The organism is Nonomuraea glycinis (assembly GCF_035920485.1).
Taxonomy (GTDB): domain Bacteria; phylum Actinomycetota; class Actinomycetes; order Streptosporangiales; family Streptosporangiaceae; genus Nonomuraea; species Nonomuraea glycinis.
The window spans coordinates 4,452,458-4,471,389 of sequence record NZ_CP109166.1 but is presented as its reverse complement, the minus strand read 5'-3'; the positions used below and the strand labels follow the sequence as shown (position 1 = coordinate 4,471,389).

The following is an 18,932-nucleotide window of genomic DNA, read 5'->3' as shown; positions in this document are numbered from 1 at the left end:
GGGTAGCTTTGCCGCCGTGGGCGAGGTTCTTGGGAAAGTACTGGTCGTAGACGATGACGAGGTCATTCGTCAGCTCATCACGGTCAATCTCCACCTTGAGGGGTTCGAGGTGACGACCGCCACCGATGGGCAGGACTGCCTTGACCAGGTGCTCGACATCATGCCGGATGTGATCACGCTGGACGTGATGATGCCGCGCCTCGACGGGTGGACGACCGCGCAGCAGCTCCGCAGCGGCGAGGCGACCAGCCACATCAAGCTGTTGCTGATCACCGCGCGGGCGCAGGACGACGACAAGCGGCGGGGCCGGAGCATCGGCGTCGACGCGTATCTGACCAAGCCCTTCGACCCGGCGGAGCTGATCCAGGTGGTCAGGGAGCTGGCCGGCAGGTAGTCAGGCGAGCAGGCCGTGTTTGCGGGCGGCCGCTGCTGCCTGGGTGCGGGTGGAGACGTCCAGTTTGGCGAGGATGTTGGACACGTGCACGCTCACCGTCTTGGGGGCGATGAACAGCTGTGCGGCGATCTCCCGGTTGGTCAGGCCTTCGGCCACGAGGCGCAGGACCTCTACTTCTCTGGCCGTGAGGCCGCCCTCGGGGTCGCCGGTGCCGAAGCGGGCTCGTCTGCCGAACTCGGCCAGGGCCGCTTCGAGGGGGGCCGCTCGTAGCTTTCCGGCCTGCTCTCTGGCGTGCTCCCATTCGGCCTGCGCGGCCGGCCGGTCGCCGGTGGCCAGCAGGGCCTCCGCGAGGCGCCAGCGGGCTCTGGCCTCCTCGTAGACGAATCCGTACGAGAAGGACGTGACGACCTCGCGCCACAGGTCGGGGTCCAGGCGGCCGTGCACGCGGTGCCACTCCGCCTCCAGGCGCAGTGCCCAGGCTTGGCCTTCGGGGCCCAACTGGCCGCCCTCGCCGACCGGGCCGGTGGTGAGGGCGAAGCGGGCGCGGGACAGCAGGTCGTCGGCGCCCTCGGTGGTGCCGAGGTCGGCCATGGCCCACAGGCCGATGGCGGCGATGCGGATGGTGCCGGATTCGCCGGGGTCGAGGGTGGCGAGGGTGGCATGGATGTGGTCGAGGGCGGTGGCGGGGTCGCCCTGCCAGAGGGCGTGCTCGGCGGCGAGGCCGCGGGAGATGTAGGCGACCAGGGCGTCGTGCCAGAAGGGGCGCAGCCAGGACAGCCGGTCCTCGACGGCGGGCAGGCCGCGGGCGACCTCGATGAACAGGGCGAAGGACGACAGGGTGGCCTCGGGGGCGGTGCCGACGCGGGCGCCGAAGCCACCGGCCACCGACTCGGCCTGATCCCACTCCCCCGCCACGTAGTGGATGAGGAAGCGCAGGAAGCGCAGGTCGGTGCCGTAGGTGCTCCACTTGAGGCCGCTTTCGACGGCGAGCCGGATGCCTTCGTCGGCCACCTCCGCCGCCTCGGCGAGCAGGCCCTGCTCGTAGTGGATGCGGGCGTGGTGGAAGCGGGCTCGCAGGTCCATGGCCAGGTCGCCGGTGCTCTCGGCGGAGGCGGTGTCGACCAGGTCGTGGGCGGCGGCCATGTCGTGCCGGATCTCGGTGAAGGTGGCCAGCGTGAGCAGGGCGCCGACCTCGGCGTCCTTGGCGCCGGCGGCGCGGGCGGTGTCGAGCGCGCGGTGGGCGAGCTCCTCGACCTCGGCGTGGCGGGGGCCCCACAGGAGGGTGCGGGCGTAGGTGGCCAGGGCTCTGGCCAGGGCGATCTGGTCGAAGGCGGTTTGTACGGCATGCTCGGCGGCGGCGATGGCGGCGTCGAAGTCGTCCATTTCGAACAGGTAATAGGCCAGGCGTTCGCTGACCTCGGAGGTGGGCGGCAGGGCGCGCAGGGCGGCGACGGCGCGGTGGTTGTCGCCGCTGTCGGCGGCCATGACGGCGCTGCGGAAGGCCAGCGCGACGCGGCTCTCCCCGGCGAGCTCGGCGGCGTCGGGGACCCGGTCCCACAGGCTGAGCGCCCGCTCGTAGTGGCTGTGGGCCTCGGCGGGCGCGCCGAGGCGTTCGGCCTGGCGGCCCGCCTCGGTGGAGGCGGCCAGCGCTCCGGCGAGGTCGTGGCTGGCCAGGTGGTGGTGGGCGAGCTCGGCGGGGGCGGTGAGCAGGCGGGCGAAGTCGGCGTGCAGGCGGGTGCGCTCGCCCGGCAGCAGGTCGGTGTAGACGACCTCCTGGAGGAGGGCGTGGCGGAAGGCGTAGCCGCGGCCCCGGACGCGCAGCAGACCGCGCGAGACGATCTCGCGCACCGCCTCCTCGAAGTCGGCCAGAGGCAGGCCGGAGACCTCGCACAGGAGCTCGTCCTCGACGCGGCGGCCGGCCACGGCGGCGGCGCGCAGCACCTGCTGGCCCGCCGGGGACAGCACCTCGACCCTGGACATGAGCAGGCTGGCCAGCCCGTCGGGGAGGGTGTCGCCCTCGGCCACGGCGGCGAACAGCTCTTCGGCGTAGAAGGGGTTGCCCTCGGCCCGAGTGACGATCATGCCGAGCGCGCGGGCGTCCACTGGCCCCAAAGTGCCGACATAATCCGACATGTCGCCGCTGTCCAGCGGGCCCAGCTCCACGTGCGTCACGCTCGGCAGCCGCTTGAGCTCGGCGAGGACCGAGCGCAGCGGGTGACGGCGGTGCAGATCGTCGGTGCGGTAGGTGCCGACCACGCACACCCGCTCGGTCTGCACCATGCGGCTGAGGAAGACCAGCAGGTCACGGGTGGAGCGGTCGGCCCAGTGCAGGTCCTCGATCACGAACATCACCGGCTGGACCTCCGCCAGCAGCCCGAGCAGCGAGCCGAACAGCCGCTGCTGGGTGAGCCCGGCCGACGGCGCGCTCTCCGTGCCCGGCAGGAGCTGGCCGAGCATGGGGTGGGCGGCGGCCGCCTCGCGCACTCCCGGCTCCGCGCCGCGCAGCGCGTCGGCCAGCGGGAGGTAGGGCAGCGCGTCGCCGAGCTCGGCGCACTGGCCGACCAGCACGTTGAAACCGCGCCGGCGGGCCTCCGCGACCAGCTCGGTGGCCAGCCGGGTCTTGCCGATGCCGGCGTCTCCGCCGACGAGCGCGACCCCCGCCGTGCCCGCGGCGGCCGCTTCGAGCACCCGCGAGAGCCGAGCGAGCTCGGCCGAGCGCCCGACGAGAGTTCCGTTCACCCAGCCACTATGCCACGCGTCCCCGACATTCCCATTGGACCACGATCAGCGGCCGTGATTGGCCCTGACGAGAGGACCAAAGTCGGCCTACGCTCAGCATTCGTGATCTCCCTGACAACGTTCGTCTTCTTCGTGCAAGCCTCGCTCGTCTTGGTGCTCATCCCAGGGCCCAACCATCTCTACATCACCGCCCGCGGGCTGGCCCAGGGCAGGGCGGCGGCTCTGGCCAGCGCGTTCGGCGTGGAGGCCGGGACGCTCGTGCACATCGCCGTGGCCGCCGCCGGCCTGTCGTACGTCATCTCGCAGTCGGCGACACTGTTCGCGATCGTCAAGTGGGCGGGCGTCGCGTACCTGGTCTACCTCGGTGTGCGCGCCTTCACCACCAAGCGGGAGACCGTCACGCAGGCCCCGCCTCCCCAACCGCTGCGCAAGATCTTCCTCGAAGGCGTCCTGGTCAACGTGCTCAATCCCAAGGTGACGCTGTACTTCCTGGCGTTCCTGCCGCAGTTCCTGGAGCCGTCGGCGGGGCCGCCCGCGCCGCAGATCGTGGTGCTCGGGCTCACGCTGCTCGTCCTCGGTCTGCTGTCGGACCTGGCGTACGCGTTCGCGGCCGGTGCGCTCAGCGGCCGCCTGGAGCGCAAGGCCACCTCGATGCGGTACGTCAGCGGCGTCGTCTACCTGGGCCTGGGCATGGCCACGGCGTTCGCCGGGAGCCGATGACTCACAGAGCCTCGGACAGGGTCGCCGGGATGCGGTCGAGCACCGGGTGCGGCACCAGGCCATAGGCGTAGAAGTCCACCGCCATCGCCCCCGCCGCCTTCGCCCCCCGGGCCTTGGCCACGAGCCGGTCGGTGGAGTCGCTGTCCGGATAGCCCGGCCGCAGCACCGCCCGCACCTCCCGGTCCTTGCCCACCGACCGCAGGTAGGCGCCGACGTCGTCGGCCACCCGGGCGGCGTCGCGAGCGTAGGCGAGCACGCCGAAGGCGGGCACCAGGTCGCCGAGCGCCACCAGGTCCACGCCGAGTTGCCAGGCGTCGTGCGCGGCCAGGCCGGGCGTCGGCAGGCCGTCGCGGTAGCCCTTGACGGCCCCGGTGGAGTCGATGAAGACCAGCTTGGAGCCCTCGGCGGCGACGGCGGAGGCGACCTCGGAGACGAGGGTGGTGACCGTCTCGGAGCGGGCGCGGGCGTAGGCGACGACGTCGGGGCCGGCGTAGGCGGTCAGCGCCGCCCTGGTCACCTCGCCCTGCGCGGGCGGGTCGCCGCCGAGGACGCCGCCGACGATCCTGGCGCACTCCTCGCGCGCCACCTCGGCGTCGACCCCGAGGTCGGCGGCCCGGCGCATGCAGTAGTCGCAGAAGCACAGGCCGAACAGGTAGGTGTCCATCGGCCCGAGCGGCACGAAGGAGCGCTCCGGCTTGAGCGGCCTGAAGTGCAGCGACTCGGCGACCACGCTGTCGACGCCGAGCCTGGCGACGGCTCGGGCCAGCGCGACGGCGTACTCGCGCACGTCGGGGTGTGCGGGGCACAGGTCGGCCGGGGAGCCGCGGTCGCCGAAGCAGTCGCGTACGGTCACGTCGGGGTGCGCGGCGCCGATGGTGGCGTTGCGCAGGAACACGGTCCAGCCGTGCAGCGCAAGCCCACGCCTGGTGCAGGCCTCGCGCAGGCCGTCGAGGGCGTCCTGGTGCCCGGTCGCCGGCTTGAGCCGGCGGCCGGAGAACAGGTCGGGCGGCGGAGGGAAGTGCGCCCCCTCCCGGCGGATGGTCAGCCTGGACAGTCCGTGCGGGGTGATGTCGCGGGAAGCGTGGTGCACGGCGCCTACGGTGACGCCGCGCACGCCGTACGCGCTGATCCTGTCGAGCACCCGCTCGACGCCCTCGCCGCGCAGGTCCTCGACGAAGACGTACACCGAACTGTCCACGAAGCGACTTTACGCGCTCTTGTGGGCTACGAAGTCGATCTCCACCAGGATGTCGAGCAGCTCGGAGCCGACGGTGGTGCGGACGGGGTACGGCTGGGTGAAGTAGGTCTTGTAGGCCTCGTTGTAGGCGGCGAAGTCCCGTTTGACGTGCTGGAGGTGGACGGTGGCCTTGATCACGTCGTCGAAGCCGAGGCCGTGCGCGGCGAGGACGGCGCCGAGGTTGCGCATGACCTGGTGGGTCTGGGTGGCCACGTCGGTGCCGACGAGTTCGCCGGCCGTGTCGAGCGGGCCCATGCCGGAGGTGTAGAGGAAGTCGCCGACGACGAGTCCCTGTGAGTAGGGGCCGATCGGGGCTGCCGCCTCGGCGGATCTGAGCTCTTTCTTCATGGCTGCTCCTAGAAGTGGGTGGTTATGGTGCCGCTGACCCGATAATCCCTCTCGATCAGCGGCAGGGACCGCCACTTGTCGAAAGCGGTACAGGGGTGGGAGATGCCGAAGGCCAGCAGATCCCCCGGGGCGAGCCCGTCGGCGTGCACGATCGTGTGCTGGTCCTGCATGGCGACGACGGTGACGCCGTCGCGTCTGGGGATGGGCAGGCCCTCGTCGTAGGGGGCGTCGCGCTTGCCCATGCCGACGATCGCGAGGCCGGGCTCGGGGGTGGACAGCACCTGCGCCCACACTTCGAGCGCGGGCCGCAGCTCGCCGTCGACGCGGTTGAAGGGAGTGCGGTCGCGGTAGTAGCCGTCGTCGTGGCTGACGTACGCGCCGCTGCGCAGCAGGATCCTGGCCTGGGTGGCGACGAGGTGGCGGCCGATCACGTCGAACCACTGGCTGCCGCCGACGCTCAGGATCGGGGTACGGACCCGCAGATGCTCGACGGCCTCCTGCAGCGAGTCCAGATATTTCCGGACTTCGGCCGCCGACTTGAGCGCCCCCTCGTACCCGGCCACCCCCGCCAGCTCGACCCCGTCGGTCTCCTGCGCGTGCCGGGCCACGGCGAGCAGCTCGTCCAGCGTCCGGCACCCGGCCCGGCCACCGGCGTGCCCCAGCTCGGCCAGCACCCGGAACGGCCGCGAGCCGGCGTGCCGGGCCAGGAGGTCCACCCCGGCCACCGAGTCCGCGAACGACAGGAACTCAAAACCCGGATCCCGCTCCAGCTCCCCCGCCGCCCAGCGCAGCCCGGCCGCGTCCACGACCTGGTTGGCCACCATGATCCGGCTCACCCCGAACCCGCGCACGGTCCTCGCCTGCCGCGACGTGGCGACGGTCAGCCCCCACGCCCCCGCCGCGAGCTGCCGCGCGGCGATCTCCGGCGACAGGTGCGTCTTGGCGTGCGGCGCCAGCTCCAGCCCATGCTCACGGGCGAACGCCGCCATGGTCGCGATGTTGTGCTCCAGCGCCTCCCGGTGCACCACCATCACCGGAAACCCGAGCCCCCCGTCCAGCACGGAACCCTCCCGCACGGCACACCACCCCTCCTCAAGATCTTGTACGGTCCCCGCGAGCCAAGATCGGAGATCTTGTACGGCCCGCGACGCATGCGGATCCCGTACGGTCAACGCGGCTTGAGCTCGAAGATCCCGCACGGTCAACGCGGCCTGAGCTCGAAGATCCCGTACGGTCATCGCGGCCGGAGCGCCCGGCCGGGGGTCGCGCCGGTCAGAGCGCCGGCCGCCAGCACCCGCCGGCCGGACACCAGCACGTCGTCCACCCCGCGAGCCAGCCTGCGCGGCATGTCGTAGGTGGCCCGGTCCCCCACCGTCACCGGGTCGAACACCACCACGTCCGCGGCGAACCCGGCCCGCAGCAGCCCACGGTCCGCCAGCCCGAACCGCCTGGCCGGATGCGAGGCCAGATGCACCACGGCCTGCTCCCACGTCCAGTCGCCGAGCTCGCGCACGTGCCGCCCGAGAAAGCGGGCGAAGGCCCCGAACGCCCGGGGATGCGGGTGCGCGCCCACGAAGATGCCGTCGGAGCCGCCGGTGTGCGACGGATGCCGCAGGACGCGGCGTACGGACTCCTCGCCCGCCGGGCCCTCGTCGGGGCGGGCGGCCACGCAGCCCGCCTCCAGCCGCGTCTCGATGAGCAGGCGGCGGCAGAACTCGCCGGGCTCCACGCCCGCCCGCTCCGCCGCGGCGACCATGGTCAGGCCCTCCGCCCACTCCAGGCCGGGAGCGTGCGAGATGGTCAGGCGCGGATAGGTCTGGGCCAGCTCCGGCCACCAGGCGTCGAGCTCGGCGGAGGCGATCATCTCCAGGGCCCGGTCCGTCTCCGCGCCCGGCACCTGCGGCGGCAGCGCGATCATCGCCAGGATCGTGCTGCCGCGCAGGTAGGGGTAGGTGTCGAAGGTCAGGTCGATGCCCTTGCCGAGCGCCTCGTCCACCAGCGGCAGCAGCACGTCGGCCGGGCCGTGCAGGTGGGAGACGTGCACGGCGGCGCCGGACAGCTCGGCGATCTCCACGACCTCCGCCATGCCCACGCCCGCCCCGGAGCCGTATTCGCGCATGTGGGTGACGTACGGCAGGCCGCCGAGCGGGCGGCAGAGCTCGGCCAGCTCGGCGGCGGTGGCGTAGCGGCCCGGCAGGTATTCCAGGCCGGTGGACAGGCCGCACGCGCCCTCGGCCAGGCCGCGCTCCACGTGAGCCAGCATCAGGTCCAGGTCGTCCCGGGCGGCGTGGTGCGACGCGGGGCCCATGATGTCGTAGCGGATCGTGCCGTGCGGCAGCAGGTAGGCGGTGTTGACGGCCACCGAGCGGTCGTAGCCGTCGAGCAGCTCGGCCACCGTGAGCGGGCCCTCCAGGAGCGGCCCGTTGACGGCGGCGAAGTAGCGGGAGGTGTAGGCGACGGTCTCGGCGGAGCCGGGGGCGAACGACAGCCCGTCCTGGCCGAGCACCATCGTCGTCACGCCCTGCCGCAGCGCGGCGAGCTGCACCCCGGGGTCGAAGACCGCCGCGTCACCGTGCGCGTGGCAGTCGACGAACCCCGGCGCGACCAGCCGCCCCCCGGCGTCGATCACCGACGCGGCCCGCGCCCCTTCGAGGCGGCCCACCGCCGCGATCCGGTCGCCGGAGATCGCCACGTCGGCCTTGTAAGGAGGCGCGCCGGTGCCGTCGAGCACCCGGCCACCGCTGATGACCACATCGAACGTCACCTATGGATTCAATCACCAGCACGGCCCGCGCAGGAGGCGGCCGGGCGGATGGGATGCTCGGCCAGCAGGGCGCGGGCTTCGACCCTGGCCAGGTTCCAGCCGTTCCAGGGGTCGGGCCCGACCAGCTCGTTGGCGGCGGCCACGTCGGCGAGCACGCAGCTGCGCAACGGCTCCGGCAGCCGGTCCAGCGCCGGGACGGCCTCCGCGCCCAGGTCCCCCAGGTAGTCGGCGTCGAACGCCTGCCCCTGGCGCGCCACGACCTGCGACTCGGCCACCCGCAGGTCCGGGTTGACGACGGCGAAGGCGCCCAGGCCGAGCGCGGTGACCAGGACGATCGTGCGCGGCAGCCAGCCGGTCCACCGCCCGGCCAGCCGCGCCCCGCCGGCGATCAGCACCAGCGCGAACAGCGCGCCCAGCCACCAGATCGCGGCCTGCACCGACAGGCGCAGCCGGGACTGGCCGTAGGCGTCGGTGTAGAGGCCCAGCCGGTGCAGCGCGGAGAACAGCACCACGAGGGTGAGCCCGCACAGCAGGCCGAGCAGCCCGGACAGCACCCAGCGGGCGCGTCGCTCGGTGCGCAGCACGCTCGCGGCCACGGCCACGATGCCGAGCACGATCACGCTGACCGCGACGAGCTGGAAGAAGCCCTGCCTGGCGTACTCGGCGTAGGTGAGCCCCGCCGTCTTCAGCACCCAGGCGTCGCCGCCGAACAGCGCGGTGAGCTGGACCAGGACGAACGCCGCGAACAGCAGGTTCACCGCGGTGAGCGGCAGCAGCCAGACGGTGCTGCGCACGCCGACCTTGATCTCCGGCGTCACCGGGTCGACGACGGGCCGCGACGCGACCAGCACCACGGCGGCCAGCAGCGCCGCGAACAGCACGCACACGAAGATCCGCAGCGGCAGGGACTCGGCCCAGTCGGGCGCGGTCATCAGCCGCTCCACATAGCTCGCGAACACCGCGTCCGCCGAGGCGAACAGCAGCCCGAACACCACCAGCAGCACGGCCGTGATGCCCAGCGCGGCGAGCGTGGACACCAGGGCGCCCTTGGCCCGCAGGTTCTTCAGCGGCCTGGCCAGGAACCAGGGCACCGGCCCGAGCGCCAGCAGCACCGAGGCGCCGCCCCTGATCACGCCCAGCCAGCCGAGCCCGGCTCCGGACACGGCCAGCGCGACCAGTCCCGCCCCCGCGAGGACCAGGAGCGCCACCAGCCAGTCGGCGTCCCGGACCGCGGCCATCGCGATCAGGGCGTACGCCACCAGCCCGAACGTCACCGTCCACGGCGTCATCCGGCGCAGCACCGCGGGCAGCGCCGCCGCGCCCAGCACCATGGACACCAGGACGATGCCGAGCCCCGCCTGCGCGTCGGGCAGCGCCACCGCCGCGAACACACCCGCCCCTACCGCCGCCGGCAGCAGCCAGCGCGGCGTCTCCGGCAGCTCCGGCCGGGGGAACAACGGCGGCGGCACGTAGGCGGGCGGCGGGGGTTGCGCGCCGTGCGGCTGTCCCGGCAGAGGCTCCTGACGCTGGTACGTCGCGGCGACCGCGCCGTGCGGCTGCCCAGGCGACGGTTCCTGGCGTTGGTACGTCGCGCCGTGCGGCTGTCCAGGCGACGGCTCCTGGCGTTGGTACGTCGCGCCATGCGGCTGTCCCGGCGACGGCTCCTCGCGTCGGTACGGCGTTCGCTCCGCCATGGCCGGGCCGGTGCCCCTGCGGCCGGAGCCGGCGCCCAGGGACGCGCCGACGGCGCCGAAGAGCGCGGTGCAGAGGACGAGCATGACGAGCCCGAACCCGTCTCCCAGCATCACACTGGCGAACACGGCCGCGAACATCCCGATCAGGAAGCCGACCATCACCCCGATGACGATCCCCGCGGCCATCTTCGCCAGCCGCTCGCGGGCCATCTCACCCGCCTCCCGAGCCCGCACCTGACCAACCGGCCACGTCACCGGCGCATCTCCCGCGGCGCCCGGTCCGCCCCCCTGCCCCACGAGGGCGCCTCCGGCCGTACCGGGAGGAGCCTTGAGCTCGTCCCCGCCGGCCGCACCCTCGACCGGCCGGCCTCCCGCTTCGGCCGGACCGTCCGCGCTCTCGACCCGGTCGGGCACCACCACCACTGCCCGGTCCGCCTCGGCCGTGTCCTGGCCGGCCTCGGGCCGGGGCGTTGGGGCCGAGGTGGGGTCGCCGTCCTCGGCCGGCTGCCGTGGCTCGTCGGTCATCGTGGTCCTCCCTGGTAAGTCGATAACCATGCGGCACCCCGCGCAGTCGTCGATGCGGATCGAGCCGGCGTGCAGTTCGACGATCTCCTTCACGATGGCCAGCCCCAGCCCGGCGCCCCCGGCGTCGGCGGCGCGGCCCGCGTCCAGCCGGGAGAAGCGCTCGAACACCCGCGCCCTGGCCGACTCCGGGATGCCCGGCCCCCGGTCGGCGACCGCGAGGCGGATCCCGGCGCCCTCCCCGGTGGCGGTCACGGTGACCGTCCCGCCGGCCGGGCTGTGCCGTACGGCGTTGTCGAGGAGGTTGGCCAGGACCTGGGCGAGCAGGTCGGGGTCGGCGCGCAGGGCGAGCCCGCCGGGGGCCCGCAGCAGCAGCCGGACGTCGTCGCGCGCCAGCGACGCCTCCCGCACGGCCTGCTCCAGCAGCGGCGCGAGCTCGACCGCCTCCGGCTCGATGAGCCGCGCGCCCGAGTCCAGCCGGGACAGGTCCAGGAGCTGGGCGACCAGCCGGCCGAGCCGCTCGGTCTGGGCGAGCGCGGTGCGCATGGTGATCGGGTCGGGCGCGGACACGCCGTCGACGACGTTCTCCAGCACGGCGCGCAGGCCGGTGATGGGCGTGCGGAGCTCGTGGCTGACGTTGGCGACGAGCTCGCGCCGCTGCCTGTCGACGGCGCCGAGCTCGTCGGCCATCGCGTTGAAGGCCCTGGCCAGCTCGCCGACCTCGTCGCGCGAGGTGGCCAGGACGCGCAGCGTGTAGCTGCCCTTGGCGATGGTCTGCGCGGCCTTGGCCATCTCGCGCAGCGGCTTGGTCATGCCGGTGGCGAGCAGCTGCACCATGATCAGGGCGAGTGCCACGGCCACGGCGATGCGGGTCTCGGCGGAGATGTTGGAGGCGATGCCGACCTCGTTGACGACGAACGCGGTCGCCACCGCCAGCACGATGACCAGGCCGAGCTTGACCTTGATCCGGCCGAGGAAGTCGAGCGGTCTCATCGCCGCACCAGGGCGTAGCCGACGCCGTGCACGGTCCGCACCACGTCGGGGCCGAGCTTGCGGCGCAGCGCCCGTACGTGGCTGTCGACGGTCCTGGTGGCGGCGGCCTCGGAGAAGCCCCACACGTCCGACAGCAGCCGCTCGCGCTCGAACACCTGGCCGGGCCGCTCCGCCAGGCGGCGTAACAGGTCGAACTCGGTCCTGGTGAGCTGGGCCTCCGTGCCGCGCACGAACACCCTGCGGGCGGCGGTGTCGATCTCCACCTCGCCCACCCTGATCACGGTGTCCTCGGCGACGAGCTGCCCGGCCCGCTCGACCCTGCGCAGCAGCGCGTGGATCCGGGCGACCAGCTCCCGCATGCTGAACGGCTTGGCGAGGTAGTCGTCGGCGCCCACCCCGAGCCCGACCAGCACGTCGGTCTCCTCGCCGAGGGCGGTCAGCATCAGTACGGGCACCGGCCGGGCCGCCTGCATCCGGCGGCACACCTCCAGCCCGTCGAGGCCGGGCAGCAGCCGGTCGAGGATGACCAGGTCGGGCTCCGCCCTGCCGTACTCCGCCAGAGCGGTGTGCCCGTCGGCGGCCACCCGGACGCCGAACCCCTCCGCGGCCAGCCGGTCGCGCACGGCCAGCGCGATGGTGGCGTCGTCTTCGACCACGAGGATGCGTCGCTGCTCTGTCACGTCCGAAAGCCTAGGAGCGGGCCGTGCAGACGGCACTCCCCAATCCGTGCACATCCGGTGCAGACTTGGACGGGTGGACACCGCCGGTTACCTTCGACGCCTGGGGCTCGTCCAGGCCCCTCCGTCCGCGGCCGCCCTCCGGGCGCTGCACGCCGCGCACGTGGAGCGCGTCGCCTACGAGACCCTGCAGATCTGGCTGGATCGGCCCACCACGGTGGACCCGCTGGAGTCGGCGGCCCGCGTCGTCGGCGGCCGCGGCGGCTACTGCTACCACCTGAACGGCGCGTTCTCCGCGCTCGCCACCGCCCTCGGCTATCAGGTGACCCGGCACGTGGGCGGCGTCCAGCTCCGGGGCGGCGAGCCCGGCATCACCGCCAACCACCTGGTGCTGACCGTGCGCGGCCTGCCGGAGGAGGCCAATCCGGGCGGTGCGTGGCTGGTCGACGTCGGGCTCGGCGACGCCCTGCACGAGCCGCTCCCGCTGATCGCCGGCTCCTACGAACAGGGCCCTTTCCGGTACGGCCTGCGCCCGTCGGAGGTCGCGCCCGGTGGCTGGCGGTTCGACCATGACCCGGGCGGCGCCTTCGCCGGCCTGGACTTCGAGCTCGCCGCCACGGACATGTCGGCCTTCACGGCCATGCACGAGCACCTGAGCACGTCGCCGACGTCCGGGTTCGTCCGGGTGCTGACCGTACAGCGCAGGGACGTCAAGGGGGCGGACAGCCTGCGCGGGCTGGTGCTGTCCCGGGTCGGGACCTGGTCGGACTCGATCACCCTGGACAGGGCCGACGACTTCTACGCGGCCCTCGCCGACATCTTCAGGCTGCCGCTCGACGACGTCGGAGCCAAGGACAGGGACACATTGTGGCGTAAGGTCCATACGGCGCACGAGAGATGGCTGACGGGCGGCTGACGCGGGTAGACCGTTCTTGGTAAAAGCCGACCATGGCCATGTCCGGAGGCGTGACGCTATCGTGCACCTCGGTATGGGACAGACAGGAAAGCTCGCCGGACGTTACCGCCTGCTCAATCCCCTGGGCGGCGGTGAGCTCCTGCTGGCCTTCGACGAGCGGGAGCACCGTGACGTCGTGGTCAGGAGGCTGCGCGTCCCGCCCGAGTCGCTTGAGCTCGCGGTCACCGAGGCGCGGCGCGCCGTCGGGCTGGCGCACGCCTGCGTGGTGCCGGTGCTCGACGTGCCCGTCGAGGCCGGCGAGGCGTGGCTGGTGATGGAGTTCGTCTCGGGATCGTCGCTGGAGCAGAGCGTGCTCGCCCGTCGCCCGCTGCCGGTCCTGCAGGCGGCGCGGGTGGGCGTGCACCTGTTATCGGCGCTGGAGACCGCGCACGCGGCCGGGATCGTGCACGGCCGGGTCAATCCGGCCAACGTGCTGCTCACCAGGACCGGACGGGCGCTGCTGACCGGGTTCGGGCTGCCCGCGCTGGGCATGCGGCCACCGGCGGACATGTGGTCGCTGGCCGCCACGCTGCACTTCGCCGTCGAAGGACGTCCGCCCGGTCAGGCTCCGGTCGAGGGCACCGAGCCGCTGCGCTCGCTCGTCAGGGCCATGCTGAGCCCCGCGGACACGCCGCCGGTGCGTACGGTGGCCGAGACGCTGCGCCGGCTGGCCATGGACCGCTCGCTCGACCAGGTGGTCGCGGCCGGTGGGCCGATGCCGCCCGCGGAGGTGGCCGCGATCGGGCTGGCCGTGCTCGAACAGCTCGCGGAGCCGCACGCGCGCGGCGAGCATCATGGCGGGGTGCAGCCGGGCAGTGTGCTGATCAACGAGTGGGGGCACGCCACGCTGGTCCCCCGCCTGGCGCCGGCCCAGCTTCCCGCCTTCACGCCGCCCGAGGGGACAGGGAGCCCGGCGGCGGATCTGTGGTCGCTCGGCGCCACGCTGTTCGCGGCGGTGCAGGGGCAGCCGCCCGCCCCCGGCGCGCCGCTGAGCATGGCGGGGGCGCTGGCACCTGTGCTGTTCGACCTGCTGTCGGGCGACCCGGGCCGGCGTCCCGCCGCTGACGTGCTGCGCCGCCGGCTCGTGGGGGTGCTGGAGCACAACGGTTGAGATACATCGTGACCAGGAACCAAAGCGGGCGCCCCACTCGTTGGCAGGACGACGCACAATGTGGGAGAGGCGGGGCGCGCGCTCCGCGGTCGGAGGAAGTTGAGGATGTCACCAGTCCAGAAGTACGCCATCGGCGCAGGCGCCGCTGTTCTGCTCTCGCTGATTATCTTTGGGGCCGGGTTCGTGACGCTGCTCGTCATCCTCGGCGTGGTCGCCGCTCCGGTGATCGGCTACCTGATGCTCGACCCGTCGCAGCGCGAGCGGCTCAAGCGATCCCGCAGGCGCGGCATCGGCCGTTGACCCGGCGCGGCGGGGGCCCTCAGGCCTCCGCCGTGCTCTGTCCGGCGGTGCTCTGCCCGGCCACCCGCTCGCGCACCTTGCGCTCGACGAAGAACGACAGGAACGGCACGGTCCCGCCGAGCATCACACCCAGCATGTACGGCCACGACCAGCGCGCCTTCATGCCCAGGTTCATCACCGCGACCAGGTAGAGCATGTAGAGGCCGCCGTGAATGGGCGCGATCGTCTTCGACAGGCCCGCGCTGTCGAAGCCGTAACGCATGACCATGGCGACGCAGAGGATGAGCAGCATCACGCCGACCACGTAGGCGAGCACCCGGAAGGGCTTGAGAGCCGATTCCACCGTTAACCTTCCAGAACCATCTCGGGGGACCTGTCCCGGTCCCGATCCGCTCGTACGGCGTCGCGTACGAAGTGGAACCACATGAACACGGCGAATCCGGCGAAGATCCACCAGTTGGCGGCGTAGGCGAGGTTACGCCACGTCAGTTCGCCGTTCAGGATCGGCGGGTCCGTCTTGACCTGCGTCAGTGAGCCCGAGGGCGGCTGCGCGACGACATAGCCGTTGCGCACCTGCTGCCCGCTCCACAGGTTGATCAGCTCACCGGTCGAGACCGTCTGCACCTGGCCGGCGGGCACGCCCTCCGGTCGCCGCTGCACCCCGTCGGTGCCCTGCGGCGGCCGCAGCCGCCCCTGCAGCGTGATCCGGCCGCCGGGCGCCGCGGTGCCCGGGTCGTCGGCCCGCGCCACCCAGCCGCGCACGACCGGCATCAGCGTGCCGTCGTCGAGCTTGAGCGGGGTGAGCACCCAGTAGCCCTCGCCGCGCGAGACGTTGCCGCCGGGCGCCGCCACGTCGGGCGGCCGGTCGGCGACCAGGAGCTGTCGTCCGGCGTCGTAGACGCCCTCGGCGGTGACCCTGCGCCCCACGGCGACGGTCTGCAGGTGCGCGCCCACCTGGGCGAGGGTGGTGACGCTCACCGGCGCGGGATCGGTGACCGACTGCGGCTTTCCGGAGTCGGTGAACACGCCGAGCTGCCAGCGTCCAAGGAGGATGAACGCGATCACGACCCCGATCGTGAGCAGGTGCAACCCCAGAAGGCGCGGAGAGAACAGCGTCCTGAGCATGGGTCAAAGCTATCCGCCCACCGGACCGGTCCCGTCACCAGCCCACCCCACCGATCACGCAAAACCGCGCAAAAACGGCAGGTGATCCCGCTAGGCTGCTGCCCATGTCTGACCAGCATATCGACCCTTCGGGTAGCACCCAGCAGTTCCGCGCGTTCGCGCAGCAGTCCGAGCAGGAGTCCCAGAAGGCCAAGAAGTCGCCGCTGCTGCTGATCGGCGCGGTGGTCGTGGTGATCGTCGTCATCGGCGTGGCCGCGTTCCTCCTTCTGCGTTAAGCCCTTCCCCCATAGAGCCGACCACCCGCCGCGGACAGTGGCGGGTCGTTGCCGTGCCCGCGGCGGGTCCCGCTAGTGGATCACCGCCTCGGCCGGACCACCAGCGCACTGCCTCCGCCGCGCCTGGTGGGCTCGGCGACCGCCTGGACCCGGTCCCGGTCGACGAACTCCAGCGCGGTGGCCGCGCCGATCTCCGGGTTGAGCACCAGCTCGTGCCCCCTGGCCGTCAGCTCCGCCTGGTAGCGGTCGAGGAAGGCCTGCTCGGCCTGCGTCTGCGCGGTGTTGCGCTGCGTGGCCCTCGGGGCGGCGAGCGCCTCGGGGAGTGACATGCCGAACTCGTACCGGTTGACCATGATCTGCAGCACGGTCGTGATGATCGTCGAGCCGCCGGGCGAGCCGAGCGCCAGCGCCGGCCTGCCGTGGTCGAACACCAGCGTCGGCGCCATCGAGGAGCGGGGGCGCTTGCCGGGGGCGGGCAGGTTCGGGTCGCCGGGCGCGGGGCCGAAGGTGAAGTCGGTGAGCTCGTTGTTGAGCAGCATGCCGCGTCCGGGCACCACGATGCCGTTGCCGCCGGTGGACTCGATCGTCAGGTTGTAGGCGACCATGTTGCCCCAGCGGTCGGCCACCACCAGGTGGGTGGTCTCGGGGCCCTCGTCCGCGGGCGGGGTCCCCTTGCCGGTCGGGGTGGCGCAGGGGCCGTAGTCGCCGTCGGGCTGACCGGGCGCGGCCGGGGCCGGGATGGCCCTGTCTCCGATCAGGCAGGCGCGCTCCTTGGCGAAGCCGTTCGACAGCAGCGCCTTCAGCGGCACGCCGGGCAGGTCGCCGACGTAGGCGTTGCGGTCGGCGAAGGCCAGCTTGGACGCCTCCAGGTATTCGTGCAGGCCCACCTCGGGCAGCGCGTCCAGGATGTTCAGCGCCTCGCCCACGGTCGAGCCGCCGGACGACGGCGGCGCCATGCCGTAGACGCTCATGCCGCGGTAGTCGACGCGGGTCGGCTCCCGCCGCAGCGCCCGGTACCGGTCCAGGTCACGCATCTCCAGGAGGCCCGGCCTGACCGTACGGGTGGCGCCCGGGGTGATCGGTGGCCGCTTGACCGTGGCCACGACCTCCTTGCCGAGCTGCCCGCCGTACAGCCAGCGTGGGCCTCGTTCGCCCAGCTCGCGGTAGGTGGCGGCGAGCTCGGGGTTTCTGAAGACGGAGCCGACGGGCGGCGGCGCGCCGTTCGGGAGGTAGAGCTTGGCCGTGGAGGTGAAGTCCTTGAAGCGGTCGGCGTTCTGGGCGGTCTGGTCGTAGAAGGTCTGGTCCACGACGAAGCCCTTGGCCGCCACTTCGATCGCCGGCCGCAGCGCCTGCTTCAGCGACAGCGTGCCGAACGTGCGCAGGGCCAGGTCCCACTGGGCGACGGTGCCCGGGACGCCCGCCGACAGGCCGCTGGTGACGGCCTCCGCGAACGGGATGCCCTCCAGGCTGGTGGCGGTCATGGCCTGGGGAGCGGTCTCCCGGCCGTCGATGGTGTGGACCTGACGCTTCTTGGCGTCGTAGTAGACCATGAAGCCGCCGCCTCCCGGACCGGCGGAGTACGGCTCGGTCACGCCGAGCACCGCCCCGGCGGCGACCGCGGCGTCCATGGCGTTGCCGCCCTTCTTGAGCACGGCGACGGCCGCCTTGCTCGCGTCCAGGTCGACCGTGGCGACGGCGCCGCCGTACCCCTCGGCGACCGGGACCTTCGTTTGCGGGGTGGCCGGCGCGGGGGTTGCCTGTTGAGGTGGTGTGGCCGCCGCGGGGGCTGCGGTGGCCAGCGAGACGAGGACTGCTACTGCGGGAACGATCACTCGGCGCATGGTTTCCACCATGGCCCAGCTACGCCCGTCGCGGTAGGGCCCCCTGCCACCCTCAGAGGATGCGGTGGGGGAATGCGGGACTTAGCGTGGGGTTTGTGCGTAAGCAGTCCGGTTTCGAGCCATATCTCGCGTTGATCGTGGCGGTGGGCCAGGTGGTGCTGTCGCAGGGCGCGGCCTGGGGACAGCGGGCCTTCAAGGAGCCGCTCGACGCGATGGCCTACGTGCTGCTGTTCGTCGGACCCCTGGCGATCCTGGTTCGCCGGAAATATCCGGTAACGGCTACGATTGTCGCGCTATTGGCGACATATGCGTATACGTGGCTTGGGTACCCGCTCGGGCCCATCTACCTGGCTCCGGTGATCATGTTGTTCTCCCTGGTCACCCACGGGCTGCGCAGGATCGCCTGGATATTGGCCGCGATCACCCTGGCCGTCTTCATCTCCTACAGCCACTTGACGCCCCGCGCCGGCGCCACCGGGCTCTTCCACGACCTGGCGATCACCGCGTTCATCCTGCTCCTCATGGTGGTGGCCGAGCTCGCCAGGATCCTGCGCGAGCGCCGCGTCCAGCAGCAGCGGGCCGTCGAGGAGGAGACGAGACGGCAGGCCAGCGAGGAACGGCTGACCATGGCCCAGGAACTGCACGACGTGCTCGCGCACAACATCTCCCTCATCCACGTCCAGGCCTCGACCGCGCTGCATCTCCTGGACGACAACCCCGAGCACGCGCGCACCGCGCTGGCCACTATCAAGACCGCGTCCAAGGAGGTGCTCGGTGAGATGCGCTCGGTGCTGAACGTGCTGCGCGAAGGCGCTCCCCGCTCCCCCACCGCCGGGCTGGACCGCCTGGAGGAGCTGGTCGAGCGGGCCGGCCTGGACGTGACGCTCAAGCGGGTCGGCTCCCGCCCGCTGCCGAGCCAGGTGGAACGCGCCGCCTACCGAATCGTGCAGGAGTCGCTCACCAACGCCGCCCGGTACGCGCCCGGCGCGCGGGTCACGGTCCGGCTGGAGTACGGCGCCACCCAGCTGGCCGTCCGGATCACCGACTCCGGCGCGACCACGCCCACCGTGCTGGCGGAGGAAGGCGGCGGCAACGGCATCCCCGGCATGCGCGAACGCGCCGCCGCCCTCGGCGGCACCCTGGCCGCCGGCCCGTCGGGCACCGGCTTCGAGATCTCGGCCCTGCTCCCCCTCCCCGAGGAGAACTCATGATCAAGGCGCCGTCGCCCTTCCCCGAG

Annotated in this window: 17 protein-coding genes; 7 read left to right on the top strand and 10 right to left on the bottom strand. The window is 72.6% G+C overall.

Going from position 1 to position 18,932, the window contains the following annotated elements:
- The first annotated feature begins 16 nt into the window (after positions 1 to 16).
- Positions 17 to 394: a response regulator transcription factor gene (locus tag OHA68_RS21240; RefSeq protein WP_327109179.1), complete on the top strand. Its 378-nt coding sequence runs from the start codon at positions 17 to 19 to the stop codon at positions 392 to 394.
- Here OHA68_RS21240 and OHA68_RS21235 read toward each other — a convergent pair whose 3' ends face one another.
- Positions 395 to 3,133 (bottom strand): helix-turn-helix transcriptional regulator, encoded by a 2,739-nt coding sequence (locus OHA68_RS21235; protein WP_327109178.1) that lies wholly within the window; start codon positions 3,131 to 3,133, stop codon positions 395 to 397.
- A gap of 102 nt (positions 3,134 to 3,235) precedes the next feature.
- Here OHA68_RS21235 and OHA68_RS21230 point away from each other — a divergent pair, with 102 nt between their 5' ends.
- A complete protein-coding gene (locus OHA68_RS21230) occupies positions 3,236 to 3,853 on the top strand; it encodes a LysE family translocator (RefSeq protein ID WP_327109177.1) in 618 nt (205 codons plus the stop codon).
- 1 nt (position 3,854) lies between these two features.
- On the opposite strand, the gene OHA68_RS21225 is transcribed toward OHA68_RS21230, so the two are convergent.
- The 6 genes from OHA68_RS21225 to OHA68_RS21200 all read right to left on the bottom strand — a co-directional run bounded on the left by OHA68_RS21225 (position 3,855) and on the right by OHA68_RS21200 (position 12,091).
- On the bottom strand, positions 3,855 to 5,051 hold the full coding sequence (locus OHA68_RS21225) for a hypothetical protein (protein WP_327109176.1): 1,197 nt from the start codon (positions 5,049 to 5,051) through the stop codon (positions 3,855 to 3,857).
- 9 nt (positions 5,052 to 5,060) lie between these two features.
- The gene (locus OHA68_RS21220; protein ID WP_189138704.1) at positions 5,061 to 5,438 is read right to left on the bottom strand and encodes a RidA family protein; all 378 of its coding nucleotides are present in this window, start codon (positions 5,436 to 5,438) and stop codon (positions 5,061 to 5,063) included.
- Positions 5,439 to 5,446: 8 nt separating this feature from the next.
- Positions 5,447 to 6,514: an alanine racemase gene (locus OHA68_RS21215; protein ID WP_327109175.1), complete on the bottom strand. Its 1,068-nt coding sequence runs from the start codon at positions 6,512 to 6,514 to the stop codon at positions 5,447 to 5,449.
- A 158-nt stretch (positions 6,515 to 6,672) separates the two neighbouring features.
- On the bottom strand, positions 6,673 to 8,202 hold the full coding sequence (locus OHA68_RS21210; protein WP_327109174.1) for an N-acyl-D-amino-acid deacylase family protein: 1,530 nt from the start codon (positions 8,200 to 8,202) through the stop codon (positions 6,673 to 6,675).
- 8 nt (positions 8,203 to 8,210) lie between these two features.
- Positions 8,211 to 11,411, bottom strand: coding sequence for a DUF4153 domain-containing protein (locus OHA68_RS21205; RefSeq protein ID WP_327109173.1), 3,201 nt, complete (start codon positions 11,409 to 11,411; stop codon positions 8,211 to 8,213).
- The gene (locus tag OHA68_RS21200) at positions 11,408 to 12,091 is read right to left on the bottom strand and encodes a response regulator transcription factor (protein WP_189138707.1); all 684 of its coding nucleotides are present in this window, start codon (positions 12,089 to 12,091) and stop codon (positions 11,408 to 11,410) included. Before OHA68_RS21200 ends, OHA68_RS21205 begins: the two co-directional genes overlap by 4 nt.
- Positions 12,092 to 12,164: 73 nt before the next feature.
- Between OHA68_RS21200 and OHA68_RS21195 the strand changes: the two genes are divergently transcribed.
- The 3 genes from OHA68_RS21195 (at position 12,165) to OHA68_RS21185 (ending at position 14,454) form a co-directional block, all read left to right on the top strand.
- Positions 12,165 to 13,004, top strand: a complete 840-nt coding sequence (locus OHA68_RS21195) for an arylamine N-acetyltransferase family protein (RefSeq protein WP_327109172.1) — start codon at positions 12,165 to 12,167, stop codon at positions 13,002 to 13,004.
- Positions 13,005 to 13,077: 73 nt separating this feature from the next.
- Positions 13,078 to 14,154 (top strand): protein kinase domain-containing protein, encoded by a 1,077-nt coding sequence (locus tag OHA68_RS21190; RefSeq protein ID WP_327109171.1) that lies wholly within the window; start codon positions 13,078 to 13,080, stop codon positions 14,152 to 14,154.
- A gap of 105 nt (positions 14,155 to 14,259) precedes the next feature.
- A complete protein-coding gene (locus tag OHA68_RS21185) occupies positions 14,260 to 14,454 on the top strand; it encodes a hypothetical protein (protein ID WP_327109170.1) in 195 nt (64 codons plus the stop codon).
- Between the two features lie 19 nt (positions 14,455 to 14,473).
- Here OHA68_RS21185 and OHA68_RS21180 read toward each other — a convergent pair whose 3' ends face one another.
- Positions 14,474 to 14,797: a DUF3817 domain-containing protein gene (locus OHA68_RS21180; protein ID WP_327109169.1), complete on the bottom strand. Its 324-nt coding sequence runs from the start codon at positions 14,795 to 14,797 to the stop codon at positions 14,474 to 14,476.
- A gap of 2 nt (positions 14,798 to 14,799) precedes the next feature.
- Positions 14,800 to 15,579: an SURF1 family protein gene (locus OHA68_RS21175; protein ID WP_327109168.1), complete on the bottom strand. Its 780-nt coding sequence runs from the start codon at positions 15,577 to 15,579 to the stop codon at positions 14,800 to 14,802.
- 104 nt (positions 15,580 to 15,683) lie between these two features.
- On the opposite strand from OHA68_RS21175, the gene OHA68_RS21170 reads away from it, so the two are divergent.
- Positions 15,684 to 15,854 (top strand): hypothetical protein, encoded by a 171-nt coding sequence (locus tag OHA68_RS21170; RefSeq protein WP_327109167.1) that lies wholly within the window; start codon positions 15,684 to 15,686, stop codon positions 15,852 to 15,854.
- Between the two features lie 80 nt (positions 15,855 to 15,934).
- Here the strand turns inward: OHA68_RS21170 and ggt are convergent, their stop codons facing one another.
- Complete coding sequence (gene ggt, locus OHA68_RS21165) at positions 15,935 to 17,695, bottom strand: gamma-glutamyltransferase (protein WP_327109166.1); 1,761 nt, start codon at positions 17,693 to 17,695, stop codon at positions 15,935 to 15,937.
- Between the two features lie 95 nt (positions 17,696 to 17,790).
- Between ggt and OHA68_RS21160 the strand changes: the two genes are divergently transcribed.
- Positions 17,791 to 18,906 (top strand): sensor histidine kinase, encoded by a 1,116-nt coding sequence (locus OHA68_RS21160; RefSeq protein ID WP_327109165.1) that lies wholly within the window; start codon positions 17,791 to 17,793, stop codon positions 18,904 to 18,906.
- Positions 18,907 to 18,932: the final 26 nt, after the last annotated feature.